This window comes from Streptomyces sp. NPDC003635 (assembly GCF_053587635.1).
Map to the genome: position 1 here is coordinate 1 of NZ_JBSFOK010000086.1, position 18,842 is coordinate 18,842.

The 18,842-nt window shown below is 68.3% G+C and carries 14 protein-coding genes; 7 read left to right on the top strand and 7 right to left on the bottom strand.

What is annotated here, in order from left to right:
* Nucleotides 1-904: 904 nt before the first annotated feature.
* Both ACWDRW_RS39170 and ACWDRW_RS39175 read left to right on the top strand, forming a co-directional pair.
* On the top strand, nt 905-1,090 hold the full coding sequence (locus ACWDRW_RS39170) for a hypothetical protein (protein WP_451733031.1): 186 nt from the start codon (nt 905-907) through the stop codon (nt 1,088-1,090).
* Nucleotides 1,087-1,398 carry a hypothetical protein gene (locus ACWDRW_RS39175; protein ID WP_451733034.1) on the top strand — a complete coding sequence of 104 codons (312 nt, stop codon included), beginning with the start codon at nt 1,087-1,089 and terminating at the stop codon, nt 1,396-1,398. Before ACWDRW_RS39170 ends, ACWDRW_RS39175 begins: the two co-directional genes overlap by 4 nt.
* 203 nt (nt 1,399-1,601) lie before the next feature.
* Here ACWDRW_RS39175 and fxsT read toward each other — a convergent pair whose 3' ends face one another.
* A complete protein-coding gene (gene fxsT / locus ACWDRW_RS39180; protein ID WP_451733037.1) occupies nt 1,602-3,740 on the bottom strand; it encodes an FxSxx-COOH system tetratricopeptide repeat protein in 2,139 nt (712 codons plus the stop codon).
* Between the two features lie 190 nt (nt 3,741-3,930).
* Here fxsT and ACWDRW_RS39185 point away from each other — a divergent pair, with 190 nt between their 5' ends.
* On the top strand, nt 3,931-4,425 hold the full coding sequence (locus ACWDRW_RS39185) for a hypothetical protein (RefSeq protein WP_451733039.1): 495 nt from the start codon (nt 3,931-3,933) through the stop codon (nt 4,423-4,425).
* A 268-nt stretch (nt 4,426-4,693) separates the two neighbouring features.
* On the opposite strand, the gene ACWDRW_RS39190 is transcribed toward ACWDRW_RS39185, so the two are convergent.
* Nucleotides 4,694-5,287: a hypothetical protein gene (locus ACWDRW_RS39190; RefSeq protein WP_451733042.1), complete on the bottom strand. Its 594-nt coding sequence runs from the start codon at nt 5,285-5,287 to the stop codon at nt 4,694-4,696.
* Nucleotides 5,288-5,652: 365 nt separating this feature from the next.
* Here ACWDRW_RS39190 and ACWDRW_RS39195 point away from each other — a divergent pair, with 365 nt between their 5' ends.
* Together ACWDRW_RS39195 and htpG are read left to right on the top strand one after the other, a co-directional pair.
* On the top strand, nt 5,653-6,195 hold the full coding sequence (locus tag ACWDRW_RS39195) for an RHS repeat-associated core domain-containing protein (RefSeq protein ID WP_451733061.1): 543 nt from the start codon (nt 5,653-5,655) through the stop codon (nt 6,193-6,195).
* 1,328 nt (nt 6,196-7,523) lie between these two features.
* Nucleotides 7,524-9,443 carry a molecular chaperone HtpG gene (htpG, locus tag ACWDRW_RS39200; protein WP_451733064.1) on the top strand — a complete coding sequence of 640 codons (1,920 nt, stop codon included), beginning with the start codon at nt 7,524-7,526 and terminating at the stop codon, nt 9,441-9,443.
* Nucleotides 9,444-9,753: 310 nt separating this feature from the next.
* On the opposite strand, the gene ACWDRW_RS39205 is transcribed toward htpG, so the two are convergent.
* Nucleotides 9,754-10,434, bottom strand: a complete 681-nt coding sequence (locus ACWDRW_RS39205; RefSeq protein WP_451733045.1) for an NAD(P)H oxidoreductase — start codon at nt 10,432-10,434, stop codon at nt 9,754-9,756.
* Nucleotides 10,435-10,549: 115 nt separating this feature from the next.
* On the opposite strand from ACWDRW_RS39205, the gene ACWDRW_RS39210 reads away from it, so the two are divergent.
* Complete coding sequence (locus tag ACWDRW_RS39210) at nt 10,550-11,479, top strand: AraC family transcriptional regulator (RefSeq protein WP_451733048.1); 930 nt, start codon at nt 10,550-10,552, stop codon at nt 11,477-11,479.
* Nucleotides 11,480-11,646: 167 nt separating this feature from the next.
* On the opposite strand, the gene ACWDRW_RS39215 is transcribed toward ACWDRW_RS39210, so the two are convergent.
* A complete protein-coding gene (locus tag ACWDRW_RS39215; protein WP_451733051.1) occupies nt 11,647-13,779 on the bottom strand; it encodes a bifunctional lysylphosphatidylglycerol flippase/synthetase MprF in 2,133 nt (710 codons plus the stop codon).
* Between the two features lie 240 nt (nt 13,780-14,019).
* Between ACWDRW_RS39215 and ACWDRW_RS39220 the strand changes: the two genes are divergently transcribed.
* Nucleotides 14,020-14,673, top strand: a complete 654-nt coding sequence (locus ACWDRW_RS39220; RefSeq protein ID WP_451733053.1) for a DUF4328 domain-containing protein — start codon at nt 14,020-14,022, stop codon at nt 14,671-14,673.
* A 125-nt stretch (nt 14,674-14,798) separates the two neighbouring features.
* Here ACWDRW_RS39220 and ACWDRW_RS39225 read toward each other — a convergent pair whose 3' ends face one another.
* From ACWDRW_RS39225 to ACWDRW_RS39235, 3 genes are all read right to left on the bottom strand, one after another.
* Entirely contained in the window at nt 14,799-15,677 is an 879-nt protein-coding gene (locus ACWDRW_RS39225) for a hypothetical protein (RefSeq protein ID WP_451733056.1), read from the bottom strand.
* A 622-nt stretch (nt 15,678-16,299) separates the two neighbouring features.
* A protein-coding gene (locus ACWDRW_RS39230) for an IS3 family transposase (protein ID WP_451733059.1) occupies nt 16,300-17,480 on the bottom strand; the annotation gives its coding sequence in 2 pieces (ribosomal slippage) (nt 16,300-17,216 and nt 17,216-17,480; 1,182 coding nt in all).
* Nucleotides 17,420-18,607 carry a DUF2637 domain-containing protein gene (locus ACWDRW_RS39235; protein WP_451733067.1) on the bottom strand — a complete coding sequence of 396 codons (1,188 nt, stop codon included), beginning with the start codon at nt 18,605-18,607 and terminating at the stop codon, nt 17,420-17,422. The genes ACWDRW_RS39230 and ACWDRW_RS39235 overlap by 61 nt, the downstream gene beginning before the upstream one ends.
* Nucleotides 18,608-18,842: the final 235 nt, after the last annotated feature.

An 18,842-nucleotide genomic window follows, 5' to 3' on the forward strand; every position in this document is an offset into this window, starting at 1 on the left:
GGGGCAATAACCCTGTTCTTCCGGGCACGGGGGCGGGGGGGCCGGGGTGCCGTACGGCACCCGGGCCCCGAGCTTGCAACACCATCTACCGGCCCACTGCGCCGGCCTTGTAAGTCCGCAGGTTCCGCCCGTGAGGGCGGGGCTGCGGGGATCGCGGATGCGTAACCGGGGACCACCTTCCAATCCGGGGGCAGCGGGTACCCGGGCGGATAACGTCCTCGCCCGGGCGATCCTGATGGCGCTTGTGCTCCTTACCTTCGATTACTCGGTTGTCGTGCTGGATACCGCGGGTACTGCTCACGGCCCCGGGGGGCCGTGTCCTGCTTGGTTCTGCGCGGCAGTTCGTGTCTGCCGGGCCCACTTGGACTTCTCGTCTTCGATACGACAGTAGCTCCGCGGCGAGTAAATGTCTACCGCCGCCATGACAGTTTTTCTCGAGGGGTGGTGGACGGGCTCCTGTCGCGGGCGCGCCCGAAAGAGTGCTGCCGTGACTCGTTGCCTGGATGGGTAGGCATGCCGAGCCGGAGGCGCACTCTGGTGCCCTGTGCGGCGATAACCCTGGCGACCCGCCACTAGGCGCCATACCTAGGCCCTGCAAGCAGTCAACGATCTGGGCCTGGTCGCCTGATCGGCAAACGCTGTCGCTGCCTTCGTCTCCGACCGTGTCTTCGGCGAGCCCTACGGCAGCCGGCAGGGCGAGGAGGTCGCGAAAGCCCGCCTCCCTAGCGGCGTGGCCGCAAAGCGGGCCTCGGCGAATGGCAGTGGCAGGCCTCGGGCCCGCCCGCGACGGCCATGTTTGGCACACGCCCAGTGCGGACCTGTGCTGCCCTCGAGCCGGCGGCTGGGAAGCGACCTCGGCCTGAGAGGGTGCGGTGATGGCAGCCTTGCCACTAGATTTGGTGTCATGACTGCCATCACCTTGCGGATCCCGGACGCCATGGACAAGCAACTGCGGGATGCTGCGGCCGAGGCGCCGTCGTTGAACGACTACATCCTCAAGGCCGTGCGTCGGCAGATGACGCTGGACGCGGGCCGCAAGCTCGCCGCGCTGCCCACCCTCGACCTTGAGGGTGAAGGCGACGCCCTGTGACGATTCGCAAGGGTGACGTCTTCGATGTCGACACCGGGAAGGGGGTGCGCACCGTCCTCATCGTCAGTCTCGACGGCCTCGCCGAAGCGTACGGCGCCGTCGTCGCTCTGGTGCTGCACGCTCCCGCCGTCCACCCCGACACGGCCATGAGTGTCCGGTTGACTGTCCCGGTCGACGCCTCGGCTGTGGCCGTAAATCTCCTGCAGCTGTCCACGTCCCGCTTTGAGACGGCCGCGCTCCACGGCAACATCGGTCCAGAGCAGCAGGAACTCGTCGACAACGCACTCCGCGCCGTTCTCGACCTCTAGGCATCGCTCGCAACCGCCGCAACGCCACCGCCTGGGACGCCAGCCTCGACAACTACGTCGACGCCATGATCTAGCTGGTCAGCGCCCTGCTTGCCAACCCCGAACTTTTCTGGCGCGGCGGTGTGGCGGGTCACGAGGCGGTCGATCTCGTGGGTGTAGGAGCGGTGGGATCACCACCATTAGCGGCTACGGGTGCGCCCGATTCAGGGCGATTTGTCGGGTTCTGGCACGGAGAGTAGCTGCTTGCGTGCGGCGTCATGTCGCTCTCGCGAATGGCGGGTGTCCGGCTCCTGCGGCCCGAGTTCCCGCTCCCGCTGGGCGAGGGTGCGCTGGTGCAGCGCGACGGCTTCGGCCACCCTGCCTGCGGCGAGATAGGAGTCGGCCAGGTTGGACTGGGAGCGAAGGGTGTCGCGGTGCCCTGGCCCCAGGACGCGTTCGCGGTCCGCGACGCTCTGCTCCTGCGCGGCGATGGCTTCCTCGTAACGCCGTGCTGCGTGGAGGGTGTTGGCGATGTTGTGCAGGCAGCGCAAGGTGTCTGGGTCGTCCGGTCCCAGCAAGGACGTGCGGCGTTCGAGGACTTGGTAGTGCAGGTCGAGCGCCTTATCGAGCCTGCCTGCCTGTTTGTAGGCGAGTGCGAGGTTGTGCATGGACCACAGGACGTCGGTGTGATCGTCGCCGAGGGCCGCGGCGCGATCACGCAGGATGGCCTGGTGCTGGACGATGGCCTCGTCGGTGCGCCCCATTGCCTTGCACGTGATGGCCAGCGCTTCGCGCGTCTGCAGGGTGAGCTGGTGCTGCGCGCCGTGCAGACTCAACCGGGCGTCCAGCGTCGCACAGTGGACGTCGAACGCCTCTTGCAGGTTGCCGAGAGCGCGGAGTGCCTCTCCGAGACGGTGGCGCGAGGCGAGGGTGTCTGCGTCCCCCTCTCCCAGTACCGTCGTGCGCCGCTCGGCGGCCCGTGCCAGAGACCCGAGCGCCTGGCCGGTCCACCCCTGGGCCAGCATGAACGTTCCCACGCCGTGCAGTGCTCCTGCGAGATCGGCGACCGCTTGCCCCGGCACACCACTGATCGTGTCGACGAAGGCGTCCAGGGCCTGGGCGTGCGGGATCAGAGCGAGCCAGCGCGGCCAATCGGCGACTGTCGAGAAGGGGTCCCCGGGGAGGGTGGACCTGAGCCGCTCGCAGGCCGTGGCCGCTTCCCCGCCGTCGGTCTTCATGTCCGACCGGAGCAGCCGTCGTAGGAGCTGGTGGACGCTCACGCTGGCGCGGTCCGAGGTGATGAGCGAATAGGCGCGCAGGAGTTCGATGTCGGAGCGGTGGCCTATCGACGGCTGAGGGTTTGGCGTCAGCAGGCCGAGCGGGATGGGCTCGGGCGCGTAGCAGCAGGCCGTCTTGAGGAGGCGGACGGCGGTCGGCCGTAGCGCTGCTACGGCGTCGAGACTCAGGCGCAGACTTCGTGCCGTGTTGCGGCGGTGCACGTCCGTCCATGCCGGTGAGTCGAGGAGTTCGCCAGGCTCGCTGTCGAGCAGTCGCTGATAGCTCTCATAGGACAGGCCTTGTTCGCGCAGGTATGCCGCGGCCTGCTGGAGGGCGAGCGGGAGCCCTCCCAGGTCCGCCGCCAGCCGGTGGGCGCCGTCGTCGCAGCCCAGGTCCGTGTGTGCGGAGAGCCACGCCGCGCCGATGGAGGCAGGCAGAGATTCGACGGTCCTCGCGGCCAGCCCGCATTCCTTCCAGTCCACGTCCCACCGCGTGGTCACCATCACCGGTCCGCGAGCGATCCGGGCCAGTACAACGGCCACGTCGCTCGGCGTCTCGACACTGTCCAGGACGAGCAGCCAGCCGTCGTGGTGGTGCAGCCAGTCCATGGCCCAGGCGGCCGCATCCGCCGGTGTGCGCCAGTGCCGGTGCCCGGGCAGCAGATGGTGGGCCAGGGCTGCGAGGCCCCGAGTCACGGCCGCGCTGTCCTGCGCGCTGACCCACCAGGTGATCGGATACCGCTCCCGCAGTGCGTCGGCGACATGCAGGGCGAGTTCGGTCTTGCCCACACCGGGCATTCCGACGAGTGCCACGCCAAAGCCGTCGTCCGAGGGCACCTCAAGCTGCCGGACGACCTGGTTGAGATCGTCGTCGCGACCCCAGAGCCGACTGGTCAGGAGCCGTGGCGGGTTCGCCACCGGTGTGAACGCGCAGACGTCCGACGCCAGCGGCAGCCCCGGCTCGTGGAAGTGCGCGTGAACGCCGCCCTTGACTGTGCCGGCTTGGACAACCGGCCCGCGGACGGTCCCTGACAGGGTGTTTCTGGTGACTTCCCGCTCTGTCCCGTCGGCCGCGCCTTCCGCCATAGCTGCCCCCGTTCGTCCCGGATGACAGCGTTGCACAGGTCGCGCCGGACGAGCAGATCCGATGCGACCATGGTCGCCGCCCGGCCGGCCGGAGCCTCAGGATCGCGCGATGGGAGAACTGGCCAGCTCTGTCCGGACGCCCCGTCGGTACGGTGTGGTGGCTCGCCGAGGCCATGAACGGGAGGGGCTCATGACCGTGGAGCATCGGTGGCTGTTGGACGAGACTCCCTGGCCCGATCAGGCCGCACTGGTCTACGGCGAGATGGTGGAACTGACGACGCCACACCCACCGATTCCGAAGTTGGGCTGGCTTGGGCCGGAGATCGTAGGTAGCCGCGGTGTGATCGTCGCGTGTGTCATCGAGCAGGACGAGCGTGATGGCCACGTCGGACCGCTCTACGCGGTGGAAACCGAGGACGGCAGCCCCTGGAGGCTGCGGTCGGAGTACCTGGTCTCCCGGGGAGGACTTCATCCCGACATGCCGCCCCGCTACCGCAGCGACCTGCCCGAAGGAACGCGCGTCCGAATCCGCTTGGAGTCGGACACACCGGGCGCCACGACAGAAGCTGTCGGGGAGGTGACCGGGATCTGGTGGACGACGTCCTTGGAACCGCCGAAGGGCTACACCGTGCAGGTTGGCGAGTACTGCCACTGCGTGACCCCGCAGCAGACCGAGGTCATCTGATGCTGCGGGCGCTGTGGGCGTACAAGCTGACGTCACCACCTCGTACGGTAAAAGTGCACCGTTACTGCTGCGGTGACGGGGCGTCAGTCGCCGGTCGCCGTTATTCGACCGTCAGATCTTGCGCAGACGCAACGTCGTCGAACGCTGCTTCAACCCGCTCAAAGGCTTCCGTGACATCGCCGCCAGATACGACAGGGCTGCAGCCTACGAGGCAGCGGTCAGGCCCGCGTCATTCCTGCTTTGGGCAAGATCCGTTCGAAGGCGGACCCTAGTCGTCGAGCAGGGCTGCTTCCTCGTCGGTGATCTTGGCGAAGCAGGCGTCCTGGGTGGCCGTCGCGGTGGAGTGACTCCAGGGGGAGAACGTGTAGTGCCGGGCGTGGAGAGTCCAGCCCCGCTTCTTGTAAGTGGCCATGAAGGCGGTGCCGTCGTCCCCCATCGGTACCTCGTCGTCGGTGTCGCTTTTCGCCCAGCCGCTTGCGGCCAGGTCCGCGAGGACGAGGTCCAGCTGGCGTCGCATCTGCGCGGGGTCGGAGGTGGCGGAGGAGGCGTCCGCAGGGTTGTGTGACCAGTGGACCGTGCAGGGCGACAGGCGTGCGGCGAGCGCGGCGCGTTTCCGTTCCTTCTCCGTGGCTCCCTGGACGGGCGATACGCCGTCTTGGAGCTCCGTCAGCCCTTCGGGCAGACCGGCGGCCACGGACGCCGCCTCCAGCTCTGCCCGCACATGCCGCTGGTCGAAAGGCGCCGGCGAGAGCGGGGGCGCCTCCGCCTGGGCGGAGGGCTCGGCGCTGCCGCAGCCGGTGACGAGGACCGTGCCGACGACGGCGGTCACGAGCCGTCGGCCTCTGGCGGCGGTGATACGCATATGTGCTTCTCTCGGTGCGGGCCGCCATTGAGGGCTCTGGGCAGGTCAGGGTGAGTTTTCGGTGTCTCGGACGAAATCTTCGCACAGTCGTTCGCCAGCCCGTGTCACCGGTTGCGTGCCCGCTGCGCATGTCCAGCGACGTACTCGGAACCCCGCACCTACGGCCCTCCTGGGCTGTGGTGCCGGGTGGGGGAGTCTCCAGGTCGTGCATCACCGGGGGTGAGTCAGCGTCATGTGCGTGCCAAGAGGAAGCGGCCACGGTGTCGTATCCGCTGTCAGCCGACCTGGAGCAACCGAGCGTGTCCACCCGCAGTACCGCCCAGGGCCTGCAAGACCAAGACCACGACGATGTCGCGGCGTACCCGATGTCTCCTTTCTTTCCCCGCGGCACCACCACCCAGGCCCGTCCCCCAGCCCACCGCTACACCGGCGCCTACCTCGACCCGACGGGCCCGTACGAGACGGGCCACCGCTACTACGACCCCCGACTCGGCCGCTTCTCCCAACCCGACCCCTCCGGCCAGGAGATCAATCCCTGCCTCTATGCCGCAGGCGACCCCATCGACAACATCGACCCGTCCGGTCTCTTTTGGGATGACATCGCCGGAGTGTTTACGTCCGGAGCGAAGCCAGAGGGACGCTGGGTGAAACGTTGTCGGCAAAGCCTCACAAGGGACATTGGGCATCCGGGTGGGCCAAGACCTCGACGGCCCAAGGGGGATGGGGAACCCATCGAGACCAGTCGCTCTGGTGCTCACCGCGCTGGCAGCGGGTGCCGCGGCGGGACTGAAGGACACCACCGGGTCCGCGGCGCAGGACGCCTGGGTCGCAGTGGGCAGGACGGTAAGCGGGAGGGCAGGGCATACCCACCCGCCCCACGCGTGATCCGCTGGGTCATTCGGGGATGAATCCACCTGTCGGGTCAGCGCAAGCCCACAGATCGCCCACACTCTTCACCCCATTCATTGCCGTCTTCGTCCAGCACCGATTCGTGGCCTCACAGGCAAGGAGGTAGCCGGGTGCTGGCTGTCGCCGCAGGAGCCTGGCGGTGGGTGAGCGGCGCAGACGTCAGGTACGCGAGAGCAGGTCGACGTCCGGCCCTCGGTCGCGGTCGGTGTCAGCTTGGGCCCGCCTCGGCCGGAGCGGAGGCCTGGAGGTGGACCTCGAGCCGGTCGCGGACCGCATCGCGCGCACGCCCCCGCACAACCCCGCGGCTCTGCGCGCGCCTTGGTGTCGGCGTCAACCTCCCATCAGCTGGCCCGCCTTCTGGCACAAGTGCGGGTACTTGCGGGTCCTGGGGGAGCGCAGTCATGCGGCCCTGCCACTTTGCGTCCGGCCGTGCGTTGGGAGGTGGGCAGCAACTGTTCCTGTGACTGGCCGAATCGTCATCCGTGACCTGCCCACCGCTCTGACGGGGAGCCGGGGCCCGGTCCCCGACGATGGCCGCCGTGGCGTGGCTGTCTGCCGGTTGCTCGATCGCGCTGCGCCGACACAGGTAACTTTTCATCGGATGGATGACAAGCGCTCTGTCGTCGACCTGGTGACCACCGAGGGGGTGCCCGTGGCCGTAGCGGACCAGCCGTCCACCGTCGGCACTGACGCCTGCGGTCCGGCGTCCTCTCCCGCCACTGCGGCGGCTATGGCCGCTGCAGACGCCACATGGCATGAGCCCTCCGACACCGGCCGTCCCGGTGCCCGGCAGGTGCTGGTCAGTCTGATGTCGTTCCGGCAGGTGCGCGAGCAACTCGCCGGCTGGGAGACCGGCTTGATCGAAGCAGCCTGCGGTGCGGGTGTCCGGTGGGCCGACCGCTTCGGCCCTCTCGGCGTCGTCGGTCGCCAGGCCGCAGACCGCCGATATCTGCGTGGGCGGCCCGGTGTCGTGGGCATGACCGGCGAGCAGTGCGTGACGGCCACCCGCCAGGCCAGTGTTGCCGAACGGGCTGCGGCCACCTGGGCTCGGGCCGACGCCCGCACCGCCGACGCCGGCGAACTCATGACCTCCCTGACCGGCAGGCGCCCTACCTCGATGCCCGCCACACCGGCCGTATCGCGTCCCCGGACGCCCTCGACGACCGGCGCACGACGACAGCAGCCGACGATGACTGAATCGAACCGCAGGCGATCACACCACGCGGGTGCGGTTCCACGCGCCCCGCACCACGCCGATGACGGGCAGCGATCCGTCCCGGCCCCAGTCCACGTTCCGTTGATGACGTTCTCACAGAAAGAGATCCGCATGGTCAGCAGTGTCGAGACACTGGAATTCCAGGCCGAGACCCGCCAGTTGCTGCGACTGGTGATTCACTCGATCTACTCGAACAAGGACATCTTCCTGCGCGAGCTGATCTCGAACGCCTCCGACGCCTTGGACAAGCTGAGGCTGGAATCGCTGACCGACGCCAGCCTCGCCGAGACCGACACCACCGACCTGCACATCGCGTTGGAAGTCGACACGGACGCGCGCACACTGACCGTCCGGGACAACGGGATCGGCATGACCCGGGACGAACTCGTCGAGCTGATCGGCACGATCGCCAAGTCCGGAACCGCCGGCCTGCTGGAGAAGATCAAGGAGTCAAAGGACGCCGCCACCGCAGAGAGCCTGATCGGGCAGTTCGGCGTCGGCTTCTACTCCGCGTTCATGGTCGCCGACAAGGTCATCCTGCGCACCCGGCGAGTCGGCACTGACTCCGGCACCCAGTGGGAGTCCGACGGCGAGGGCACCTACGACCTCCAGACGGTGGACGGCCTGCCCGTGGGCACGTCGGTCACCCTGCACCTCAAGGCCGTCGACAGCGAGGACGGTCTCGCCGACTACTTGTCCGAGCAGAAGATCCGCCAGATCGTCAAGCGGTACTCCGACTTCATCCGCTGGCCGATCCGGATGGCCATCGAGCGTACCGACAGTGAGGGCGAGACCACCCGTGAGGTCGACACGCTCAACTCGATGAAGGCGCTGTGGGCCCGGCCGCGCACCGAGGTGACCGACGGCGAATACCACGAGTTCTACCAGCAGATCAGCCACGACTGGCTGCCCCCGGCCGAGACGATCCACATGCGCGCCGAGGGCACCTTCGAGTACGAGGCGCTGCTGTTCATCCCCTCACAGGCGCCCTTCGACCTGTTCTCCCGTGAGACCAAGCGGGGCGTGCAGCTGTACGTCAAGCGCGTGTTCATCATGGACGACTGCGAAGCGCTCATGCCCAACTACCTGCGCTTCGTCAAGGGTGTCGTGGACGCCCACGACCTGTCGCTGAACGTCTCCCGCGAGATCCTCCAGCACGACCGACAGATCCGCGGCGTCCGTCGGCGCCTGGTCAAGAAGGTCCTCGGCGCCATCAAGGACATGCAGTCCAAGGACGCGGAGCGCTACACCAAGGTGTGGGAACAGTTCGGCCGGGTGCTGAAGGAAGGCCTCGTCGAGGACACGGACAACACCGAGGCCCTGCTGGAACTGGTGTCGGCCGCCTCCACCCACGACCCGGACAAGACCACCACGCTGCGCGAGTACGTCGAGCGGATGAAGGACGGCCAGGACACCATCTACTACCTGACCGGCGAAACCCGCGCCATGGTGGAGAACTCGCCGCACATGGAGGCCTTCGCCGCCAAGGGCTACGAGGTCCTGATCCTCACCGATCCCGTCGACGAGGTGTGGGTGGACCAGGTGCCCGCCTTCGACGGCCATCGGCTGCAGTCCATCGCCAAGGGCCAGGTCGACCTCGACGAGTCCGCCGACGACGACCGGGAAACGGACGCCGACAAGGCCCAGCGCGAGCAGGACTTCGCCGCCCTGCTGGAGTGGCTGACCACCACCCTGTCCGAGCAGGTCAAGCAGGTCCGCCTGTCGTCACGCCTGACGACCTCGGCGGCATGCATCGTCGGCGACGCCCACGACGTGACACCCACGCTGGAGAAGATGTACCGGGCGATGGGACAGCAACTGCCCCCCGTCAAGAGGATCCTGGAACTCAACCCCGACCACCCCCTGATCACCGCCCTGCGCACGGCACACGCCGCAGGCGCCGACGACCCCGCACTGCCGGAGATCGCCGAACTGATCTACGGCAGCGCGCTGCTCGCCGAAGGCGGCGACCTGCCCGATCCCGCCCGCTTCACCCGTCTGCTCACCGACCGGCTGACCAGCACCCTGTAATTCTGGGGGGCGCCTGCCGCAGCCGAAGGCTCCATAGCGCCCTTCTCTACGCGCGATCCAGAACCTTGCCTTGTCGGCACCCCGCACTGGGGTGCCGGCACGGCGGGTGTGCAGTCGGACTGCCCCCCTCATGTGGGACAGGCGCAGTTCGCCGACGACTGCGGGTTCCGCGACAGAGGGTCGGGGCCTTTCCTGCTGTGGCAACTTGGCCTGCGGCCGCTGCACTTGAAGGCCGCCGCGCCGCTCCCCAGGGCCATGCCCGTCGAAAGCAGCCCGGCGAGCCTGCCCGATGCCCCGGATCGCGGACTGTTCAGGCCGCGATCGGTTCGGCCGTGAGGAACCCGTCCACGAACTCCGAAGTCCGACGGTCGAAGTCGGCGTACTGGGCCTCCCGTTCGGCGTCGGCGACGACGTCGCCGATGTGCAGATTGCCCTCGGCGTCCACACGTTGCGGCCGCTCCTCCGCGTCGAGGAGCAGGCCCACGGTGGACTGGGAGAAGCCGCAGTAATAGGCGATGCCCTCACTGAGGTTGGCCTCGAGAACGGACTGCATCTGCTGGGCGATGGGATCGTCGGCGGTGGCTCCGGCCAGGGCCAGCCACAGGATGCGCTTGCCGGCCAGACGGGGCTTGCTGCGGCCGTAGGCGAACCCGTAGTTCCACACCCGGTCGATCCATCCCTTGAGGACAGCGGGCAGGCTCTGCCAGTACACGGGGAAGACGGCGACGATGGCGTCGGCGTCGAGGATGCGCCGCATATGCGCGTGCGTCTCCTGCGAGTACGTCTTCTCCCGGTTGCCCCAGTCCGGCTGGTCCTCCACGTTCATCCGTGGGTCGAACCCCTCGGCGTGCAGGTCGAGCAGGTCGACGCGGTACCCGGCGGCTTCGAGGCGGGCGGCCGCGCGCCGGGCGGTGTGTGCGGTGAGGGAATCGCTGCGGTGGTGCGCGACGACCACGAGAGCTGTCTTGGCGTCACTGCTGTGCTGCGTCACGGTGTCTCCCTACGGACTGCGGGGCTCTCTTCGGTGCCTCCAGTACATCCGTGGCCGCGTAGATGATCCATGGGAGAAACTCTCCGAAACATAGGAGATCGTCTACGATTGCCTAATGGATCCCTTGAGTTCGCTGCTCAGCGGTATTCGGGCCGAGGGCTCGGTCGTCAGTCATGCCGTCCTGAGCGCGCCCTGGACCATCCGCTTCGCCGACAGCGCCCCGCTGACCATGGTCACCGTGCTGCGCGGGGGCGGGACCCTGCTGCTCGCCGACGGCACCGAGCGAGTGATCACCGCGGGCGACACGGCGATCGTGCGCGGCCCCGCCCCGTTCCACCTCGTGGACGAGCCCACCACTGTCCAACGCCCCCACGCACAGTACGAGATCAACTGCTTTACTGCGGATCCCTCGTGCTCTGATCACGAACTCACCGGCATCCACTGGGGCGCCGACCCGGGCGGAGCCACGGCACTCATCGTCGGCGCCTATCGCGCCTGGGGCCATCGCCACGAACGGCTCCTGCGTGCACTGCCCCCCGTCCTGGTGGTCACCGAGGACGCCGAGGTCTGCGCCTGGCTGGAGAGCTCCGCCGCCGACGCCGCCCGGTTCTCGGCCGGTTCGCAAGCGCTGATGGACCGGCTCCTTGACTGGGCACTGGTATGCACCCTGCGCACCTGGTTCGACCAGGCGGGCGCCGATGCCCCGAGCTGGTATCGCGGACTGGCCGACCCGGTCCTCGCGCCCGCCCTGCATGCCTTCCACAGTCGGCCCGCCGATACCTGGACGGTGGCGTCGCTGGCGGCGCAAGCCGGTGTCTCCCGGGCGCTGTTCGCCAGACGCTTCACCCAGCTGATGGGCCGCCCGCCCCTCGCCTACCTCACCGAGTGCCGCATGGACGATGCCGAGACACTCCTGGCCGACACCGATCTCAGCATCGCCCAGATCGCGAAGAACGTGGGCTACGCCGACGCTTTCGGCTTCAGCGCGGCCTTCAAGCGCCACAAAGGCGCAAGCCCCAGTGCGTTCAGGGCTGGGGCGGCCTGAACCACAGCGTGCGGCTGTGCTGTCCTGCTTGACAGTAAGTCAGATTCGTCTCGGTGCGCCCCCCTGGTCGGACCCGCTACTGGTGACGGTGACTTCCGGCGCCGTTTGACTTGCTCAGGCCGTCGGTCGGCGGCTGTGGGCGCCGTTCCGCCGGCGCGTACTCGCGCTCACCAGGGTTTGCGTAGGGCCCGGATCAGGTCGCGGGTGGTGGCCTCGGGCATGTAGGCGCGGGTGAGGGCGACGCCGATGCGCGGCAGGTCCGCCTCGTCGCGGTACAGCAGGTACAGCGGCTCGTAGCGCGGGTTGAACTTCTCCTTGAAGGCGTGCAGGGAGCGGAATCCGTAGTACGGCTCCATGAAGACGCCGAGCTGGTCCAGGGCACGGTCGAAGGGGGTGGCGGACTCCGACCAGGTGCTGTCGCTGTGGGCGAGCGGCGCCCCGGACAGGGACACGAACTCCGCGCCCTCCTCCTGGAAGGCGAGGAACGCGGAGGCAATCATGAACTCGACCACGGGCGGGAAGGGCCCAGCCGCACGCCGGCGCATGACGTCGAGCGTCCACCCTCGAACTCGACCTTCGCCGGCGTACACGGGGATCCACGAGGTGACGCCGAGCACCGTCGCGCCTTCCATCGCCAGTCCGACGCGCACGTGGGGGTCGAGTGCCTCCTCCACGCCGCCCAGCGTGAAACCCATCTCCGGCAGCCCTTTGTCACCCACCCACTCCTCGGAGATGGCGCGCACCTGGTTGACGACCCCGCGTGGCTGATCGGCCAGGCGGACCAGTTCGAAGCGGACATCCAGCTTCTTGCCGCGGTTCAGGGCGCTGCGCACCTTCTGCCACCGCTTGCCGGTGAGCTCCAGCCCTGGGAGGGCCACAACGGTGTCCTCCGCCACCTGGACGCTGTGCCAGCCCAGCGCCTCGGCGGCCCCGGCGACCGGGCGGGTGGTGGAGAACAGGCAAGGCACCGTGCCGTGGTGCTCACAGAAGTCGACGAAGTCCCTCACCGCCGCCCGCCGGTCATGTGGCGCCCCGGCCGGATCGCTGAGGGCGATGCACACGCCCGCGTGCTGTCGGTAGGCGACGTAGGCATGACCGGAGGAGGCGAAGAAGTAGGAGTTGTCGGGCCAGGTGGTCATCCAGGACAGGTTGGTGCCGCCGTACCGGACGAGAAGGTCCACCGCCCGCTCGCGCTCATCCCGCGCGGTCGAGTCGCGTGAGCGGCGAAACCCGCCGAGCAAGGGGGTGGGGACGCGGAACGCGGACCGGCCCGCCAGGAGTACGGCGAGCTCGGCGGCCCAGACCACGCCCAGCGGCGCCAGCACCGGCAGGTCCTGGAGCGTGTCGCGCCGGTCGGCCTCGTCCGCCACCGCGTACGCCACCGTGACCACAGCGCCCAGCAGGACCGACAACGCGGCCAGCACGGTGGTGATCCACCAGGCGGCGCGTCGGCCCCTGCGCAGTCCGTCCACGAGTACGACGGCCACCAGCGCGTGGACGGCGGCGTGCAGCGCGGATCCGCCCAGCCCGTAGGTGGAGCCCATGGGCCCCTGGGCGGGGATCAGCCACACCACGACGGTGATGGCCAGGAGCAGCACGACGCCCGAGGCGGCGAACAGGCGCCACTCGCGGCGGCTCACCCGGCCCGACGCCGGGGACCGCCCCGGAACCGGCAGCCACCGGGCGGCGGTCAGGCCCAGCCCGACGCCGACCAGATGCTCCAGGTCGGCGAGCCCGCCCACGAAGAGGAACACCACCAGCACATAGCCCGAAAGGGCCAGACGCACCCGCAGTCGCCACGGGGAGGGCAGGGTCGCGGTGGCCAGGGTCGCGGCGGCCAGCGCGCCGGCCGAGGGTCCCACGTCCAGATCCCGGGACACCAGCTCCGCCCACGACCAGCTCACGCCCCGGCCCAGCCACAGCAGTCCGGCACTGGCGAGCACCGCGACGAGATGGCCGACGAGCGTGGTCGCCGCCGCCCACCGGCTGCCCATCCGCCATTCGGCGAAGCCCACCAGGAAGACCAAGGCGGCCATGACGGCCAGCTCGGCGCTCGGCCGGGTACCGAACACGAAGCCGCTGAACGGTGTCCACCAACGGTTCGCCTCGAATGACGGCAGGCCGTAGGCGATCTGGGGATACCAGGAACGGTCCTCCGCCGGCCGCCACAGGGACTGCGTGGCCAGGGCCACCACGAGCACGGCCACGAGCAGCCCGATGGTGAAGGGCAGTCGGCGCGCCAAGCGTAAGACGCGGCCCGTGCCGTCGGCGGAGGTGACGCTGTCCTCCGGTCGATCCAAGCGGTCTGGTCTGAGCTGTCGAATGCCCACGAAAGCCATTAAAGGCGTCGGCCAGACAGCGTGCGCGTCGGTGGTCCCATGGTTGGTCGGACGAGGTGTACCTCGGGCTGCACACGCTCGACCTGCGCATCAATGACTGGGCTGGGGCTCGACCGTCGGCTGCGACTTCCGCCGGCGCCGTGGTTATGATCCGCTGCGACCTGCGGCGAGTCCGCACCGTTGGGCGGCCGGAGGTGCGTGGTGGGCGGAAGTGTGGCGCGGCCGGGCGGGCTCGCCCGGGCGACGTGCGGCATGCTTGCCTGTTACCTGGCGCTGTCGGTGGCCACTGTGGTGGCCGGCTGGAACAAGTACCAGGTGCTGCTGGCGGCGGCACTTCAGCAGTCCGAAGTCGGTGAGGATCTGGTCAGGGCCGACATGTGGCTCGGGAATCTGACCGGGTGGCTGCACGCGGCGTTCCTCGCGACGCTACTGCTGTTCATCCTGTGGCTCGACAGCATGCGCTCACTGGCAGAAGCCGTGTGGCCGGAGGGGCAGCGTCGCCACCGTGGCTGGGCCCTGTTCGGCTGGCTGGTTCCAGGGGCCCAGCTCTTCGTGCCGAAGATGTTCATCAATGACCTGTGGGCTGCCGCCCAGCCGGCGATGCGGCGCCGTCGCGGCAATCCTCTGCTCACCGGGTGGTGGCTCACCGTCCTTGCCGCAGGCGTGTGGGCCACGGGTGGCTACTCGGCTCTCAAGCAGGCCGGGACAGCAGACGAGGCCCGCCAGGCGCTGCGCCATGTGATGCTCGGCGACGCACTGCGCGCCGGTGCGGTTGCGCTGACCATCGCGGTCGTCTGGCGGCTGAGCGGCATGCTGCGCGAGGCGGGGGGCAACGAGCCCTCCCTGGCGCCATAGGGACGCCAGGCTCCGAGGACGCATCGTTGCGATTCCATCGCCTGTCGGCGTACACGCGAACGTACACAGCTGCCTTCAGATGAACGTGCTCAGCGCGCTGGCACGCCTGATCGTGGGCGGCGCCGTTACAGAGCCCAGATGTGGAGGGCGTGGTCGAGGTCGGACACGGTGTACCAGGTGCCGTCTCCGAGAGCCCTGGGCAGGCCGGACACCTCGAAGGGATAGGTGATCTGGTCGATCAGCTGCATCTGGACCGCGTCGACGAGCCAGTGCCGGCCTGTGCCGAACTCCTCGTCGCTCTCGACGGTCCCGACGACGAGGGTGTTTTCGTCGACGAAGCCGCCCTCGTAGTCGAAGAACGCCTGCGCCTCGTCATCTGTGCTCTCCTCCTCGAACGCGGGATGCGGGGGAATCACGTCCGCGTTCAGTTCGGCCACCGCCGAGCCGTCGGCGCCCAGATGAACGGCGAGAAGGTCCTGGTCATGGGTCACTGTGAGCAGACGGTCTCCGCTCGGGCTCACCCCCAGCAGGACGCGGTCCTCGTCGCCGAAGCTGTGGACAGTCAGGGCGTGACCGTCCCACTTCCCCCAGCGCTGGGGTGATCCGTCCTGGCCTGCTCCGATGGACAGACCCATCTGGCCGGGGTCCGGATGCGGAACGTGGGCGGAGCCCGCCGCGGACGTGCGAGTCTGCGCGCGGGCCAGCACCGTGCCGTCAGCGGCGTCGATGACCAGCCATTCTTCCCCACGGTCGTGGTCCGGGGCATCGTGCTCCAGAGGACCGCGGACGTGGGCCCACACCGTCTTCCCGTCCGAGGAGAAGCCGGCCGAGCCACTGTTGGCATAGCGGTGCTCTCTGTCGTCCGCGTACTCGGAGAAGTCTGTGTGCCCCGCGCAGCCTGCCCAGCAGCGGTGCCGCAGTTCCCACCGTGGGCTTCCCGACTGGTCGATGGCTCGCAGTGCATGCGGTCCGGCGAAGACAACCAGGTCACCGGCAGGCGACACTGCGCTCGTGCCGAAACGGCGAGGCCATGGCGCCGGAAAGGAGACGGCCGAGGCCATGGTCGGCGGCTGGACTTCCTGGACGATCAGCTCGGTGTCCCCTCGCTGTACGAGGAGCCGGGATGTGGGCCGGGGCTCCAGGCAAGGCGCTGTGTCGGCTCCCGAGAAGGGGACAGGGGCCGCGAGCGTGGACACAAGGCGAGCAGGGCGGGGCACAGGCGCTCCGAAGGACTGGGGGACTCTTGACCGGAACCCTATGACAGGCCGGTGACCTCCGTACCTGCCTGGGCACAGAAGCGCGGGCCGCTGGCTTTTGGCGTTGGGCGCGGTGGTGGTGTCATCCGGTGTGTGAAGGCTGGCGGTCGAAGGTGTGCCAGCGGCGTTGGAAGGCGGTGAGGTGGGGTGTGAGGTCGGTGAGGGTGAGGGGTTTGTTGTATTGGGCGGTGATGCCTTGGCGGGTGAGTTCTCTGAGGATGAGGTGGAGGTCGGGGTCCGGGGTGTGGGAGCGGTGGCGGGCCCAGACTGTGTAGAGGCGGAATTGGGGGTAGTAGCGGGCGAGGGCTTTGGCGGTGACGGTCTGACTGAGGGGCCTCGCGTTTTCCGGACAGGCTTCTGACCGCTTAATTCACGCGGCGATTCGCAACTTCTCGTACTCGGCGTGGACTTCGCGCGGAGGGCGGTAACCCACCGCCGAGTGGAGGCGTTTGCGATTGTACCAGAATTCGATGTAGCGAGTGATGTCCTGTCGGGCGGCTTCGCGGGTCAGGTAAGTCACCCTTGATACGCGCTCGTTCTTCAGGGCGCCGAAGAATGATTCGGCCATGGCGTTGTCGAAACAGATCCCGGTGCGGCCGGCAGATCTGCGGAGCCCGAAGCGGTCCAGCGTCCTCCCGAACTCGACTGACATGTAGTTACTTCCGCGATCCGAGTGAAATATCGCGTCGGCCGAGAGGTTCCTGTTCCGTGCCGCGTTACGGATCGCCCTGGATATCAGTGGGGTTTGGTAGTGGTCGTCCATCGCGTAACCGATGACTTCCTTCGTGCAGCAGTCGATGACCGTCGCAAGGTACAGCCAGCCCTCCCCGGTCGCGATATAGGTAATGTCACCGACGAGCTTCTCGCCGGGCGCGTCTGCGGTGAAGTCGCGGCCGACGAGGTCCGGCACCTGGCCGGCCGCAGCCTGTGTGAGGTTGAACCTCTTCGGCCGTGGCAGGCAGGGCACCAGGCCCAGTTCGCGCATCAGGCGGCGAACCAACTCCACGCCCGCGGCGACGCCCCAGCGGTGCAGCTGGGCCTGGATGCGCCGGTGCCCGTAGGTGCTGTCGGACATGTCGAAGGCTTTCTCGATGAGCAATTTCAGTTCTTCGCGCCGCTGAGCTGTTGCGGATTCCGGGCGGGATCGCCAGTCGTAGTAGCCGGATCTGGAGACGCCAAGTCGGCCGCACATGAACTCGACGCTGTATGCGTACTTCTCGGTGTCGAGCCGCATCTCGTCGATGAACTCGTACTTGCTTGCTACCGGGGATCCTTCGCGAAGTACGCTGCGGCTTTTTTCAGGAAGGTAACTTCCATCTCCAGCTCACGGTTGCGTCGTTCGAGTTCCTTCAGGCGCGCCCGCTCGTTCACCGTCAGTTCCGCGTCGGGGGCCGGTTCCTGCTGCTTCTGGTGCTTCTTGACCCAGCCGCGTAGCGTCTCTGGGTTCAGCTCAAGCTCCCGGGCGACTTCGGAGATCGTCTTGCTTGACCTCAACGCGATCTGGACTGCTTCCTCGCGGAACTCCGGCGAGTACTTACTGGGAGGCGCCACTTCTTCCTCGTTTCCTTGCTCAGGACAACCCTATTGGGTGCCTGTCCGGAAACTTCGTGGCCCCTCAGACCGTGTCGGGTGCGGATTCCTTGCTGAGTGAGGATGGTTGACAGCTGGCGGGGGGTGGGTTCGTGGCCGTGCAGTGTGTGATGAGCGTGCCAGGCCTGGTAGTAACGGTCGACTTGGGTGAGGGGGTGGCTGGTCTGGTGCGGGGTGGTGTGGCCTGCGGGTCCGGGTGAGGCGGTCGGCTGGTGTGGTGGGGATGGTTCGGTGCTGGGGGTCAGGGCGGGTGCGGCCGGGCTGGTGGGTGCGGCCGGCCTGACCGGCTCGTGCTGCGCCTGCTGGTGGCGCCGGGTCTGGGGCTGTGGGTGCGGGGATTGCTGTTGGGCTGACGTCGGATGGCGACCTGGATGGGCGGGAGGTGTGTCGCTGGCCCCGGAGGCGGGCTCTGGCATGGGGGGTCGGTGGAGCGGGGGTGATGCGGTGCCTGCTGTTTCCAGGTCTGGTGGGTTTGTTTCCGGCAGGGGGATGCCGTACTTCGCGAGTTTGAGGGGGAGCAGGGACTCCGCCGGGGCTTTGCGGCGCCAGGCGCGGCCGTAGCGGGAGCGTAGGCGGGTCTGATACGTGAGGCGTTGCTGCTCCCGCTTGATCATTTGTTCGTACGAGCGCAGCTCCCAGAGCTTCATGCGCCGCCACAGCAGGAACGTCGGCAGCGGGCTCAGGAGCCAGCGGGCCAGCCGGATGCCCTGCTGGTGCTGGTCCGACGCTACGTCCGCGAGGCGGCCGATGGCGTGGCGGGCGGCCTCCACCGTCACCACGAACAGGACCGGGATGACGGCGTGCATGCTCACGCCCAGCGGATCCGGCCAGGCGGCCGCGGCGTTGAAGGTGATCGTGGCGGCGGTGAGCAGCCATGCCGTCTGCCGCAGCAGCGGGAAAGGGATGCGCAGCCGGGTCAGGAGCAGGTCCAGGGCGAGCAGGACACAGATTCCTGCGTCGACACCGATCGGGAACAGGTGACTGAAGGCCCCGAACTTCTTGTGGAGGGCCAGTTCATGGACGGCCGCGTACGAGCCGGCGAAGCCGATGCCGGCGATGACGACGGTGCCGGACGCGATCAGACCGATGAGGACGTGGTGGGTTCTGCTGCGGGCAGGTGCGGGGGTGCGACCTCGGGCTGCGGGCGAGGGTGGGGTCGGTGTCCGCGTGTGTGGTCCTGCTGGTGGTGTCCGTCGTGTGGGGTGGCTTCGTCGTTGCTGTGGTGGCGTGAGAAGCCGTATCTCAACCGATCATGGAACGTGCGGGTCGAACGGGTTTCCCGCCGGGGTGATCTTCCCGTCGTGCGCGCATGAAGACAGGGCC

Excerpts from the sequence above, each read along its gene's own strand:
- ACWDRW_RS39210 (WP_451733048.1), top strand. The coding sequence starts at position 10,550 with ATGGATCCCTTGAGTTCGCTGCTCAGCGGTATTCGGGCCGAGGGCTCG.
- ACWDRW_RS39195 (WP_451733061.1), top strand. The coding sequence starts at position 5,653 with ATGTCTCCTTTCTTTCCCCGCGGCACCACCACCCAGGCCCGTCCCCCA.
- ACWDRW_RS39190 (WP_451733042.1), bottom strand. The coding sequence starts at position 5,287 with ATGCGTATCACCGCCGCCAGAGGCCGACGGCTCGTGACCGCCGTCGTC.
- fxsT (WP_451733037.1), bottom strand. The coding sequence starts at position 3,740 with ATGGCGGAAGGCGCGGCCGACGGGACAGAGCGGGAAGTCACCAGAAAC.
- ACWDRW_RS39185 (WP_451733039.1), top strand. The coding sequence starts at position 3,931 with ATGACCGTGGAGCATCGGTGGCTGTTGGACGAGACTCCCTGGCCCGAT.
- htpG (WP_451733064.1), top strand. The coding sequence starts at position 7,524 with ATGGTCAGCAGTGTCGAGACACTGGAATTCCAGGCCGAGACCCGCCAG.
- ACWDRW_RS39170 (WP_451733031.1), top strand. The coding sequence starts at position 905 with ATGACTGCCATCACCTTGCGGATCCCGGACGCCATGGACAAGCAACTG.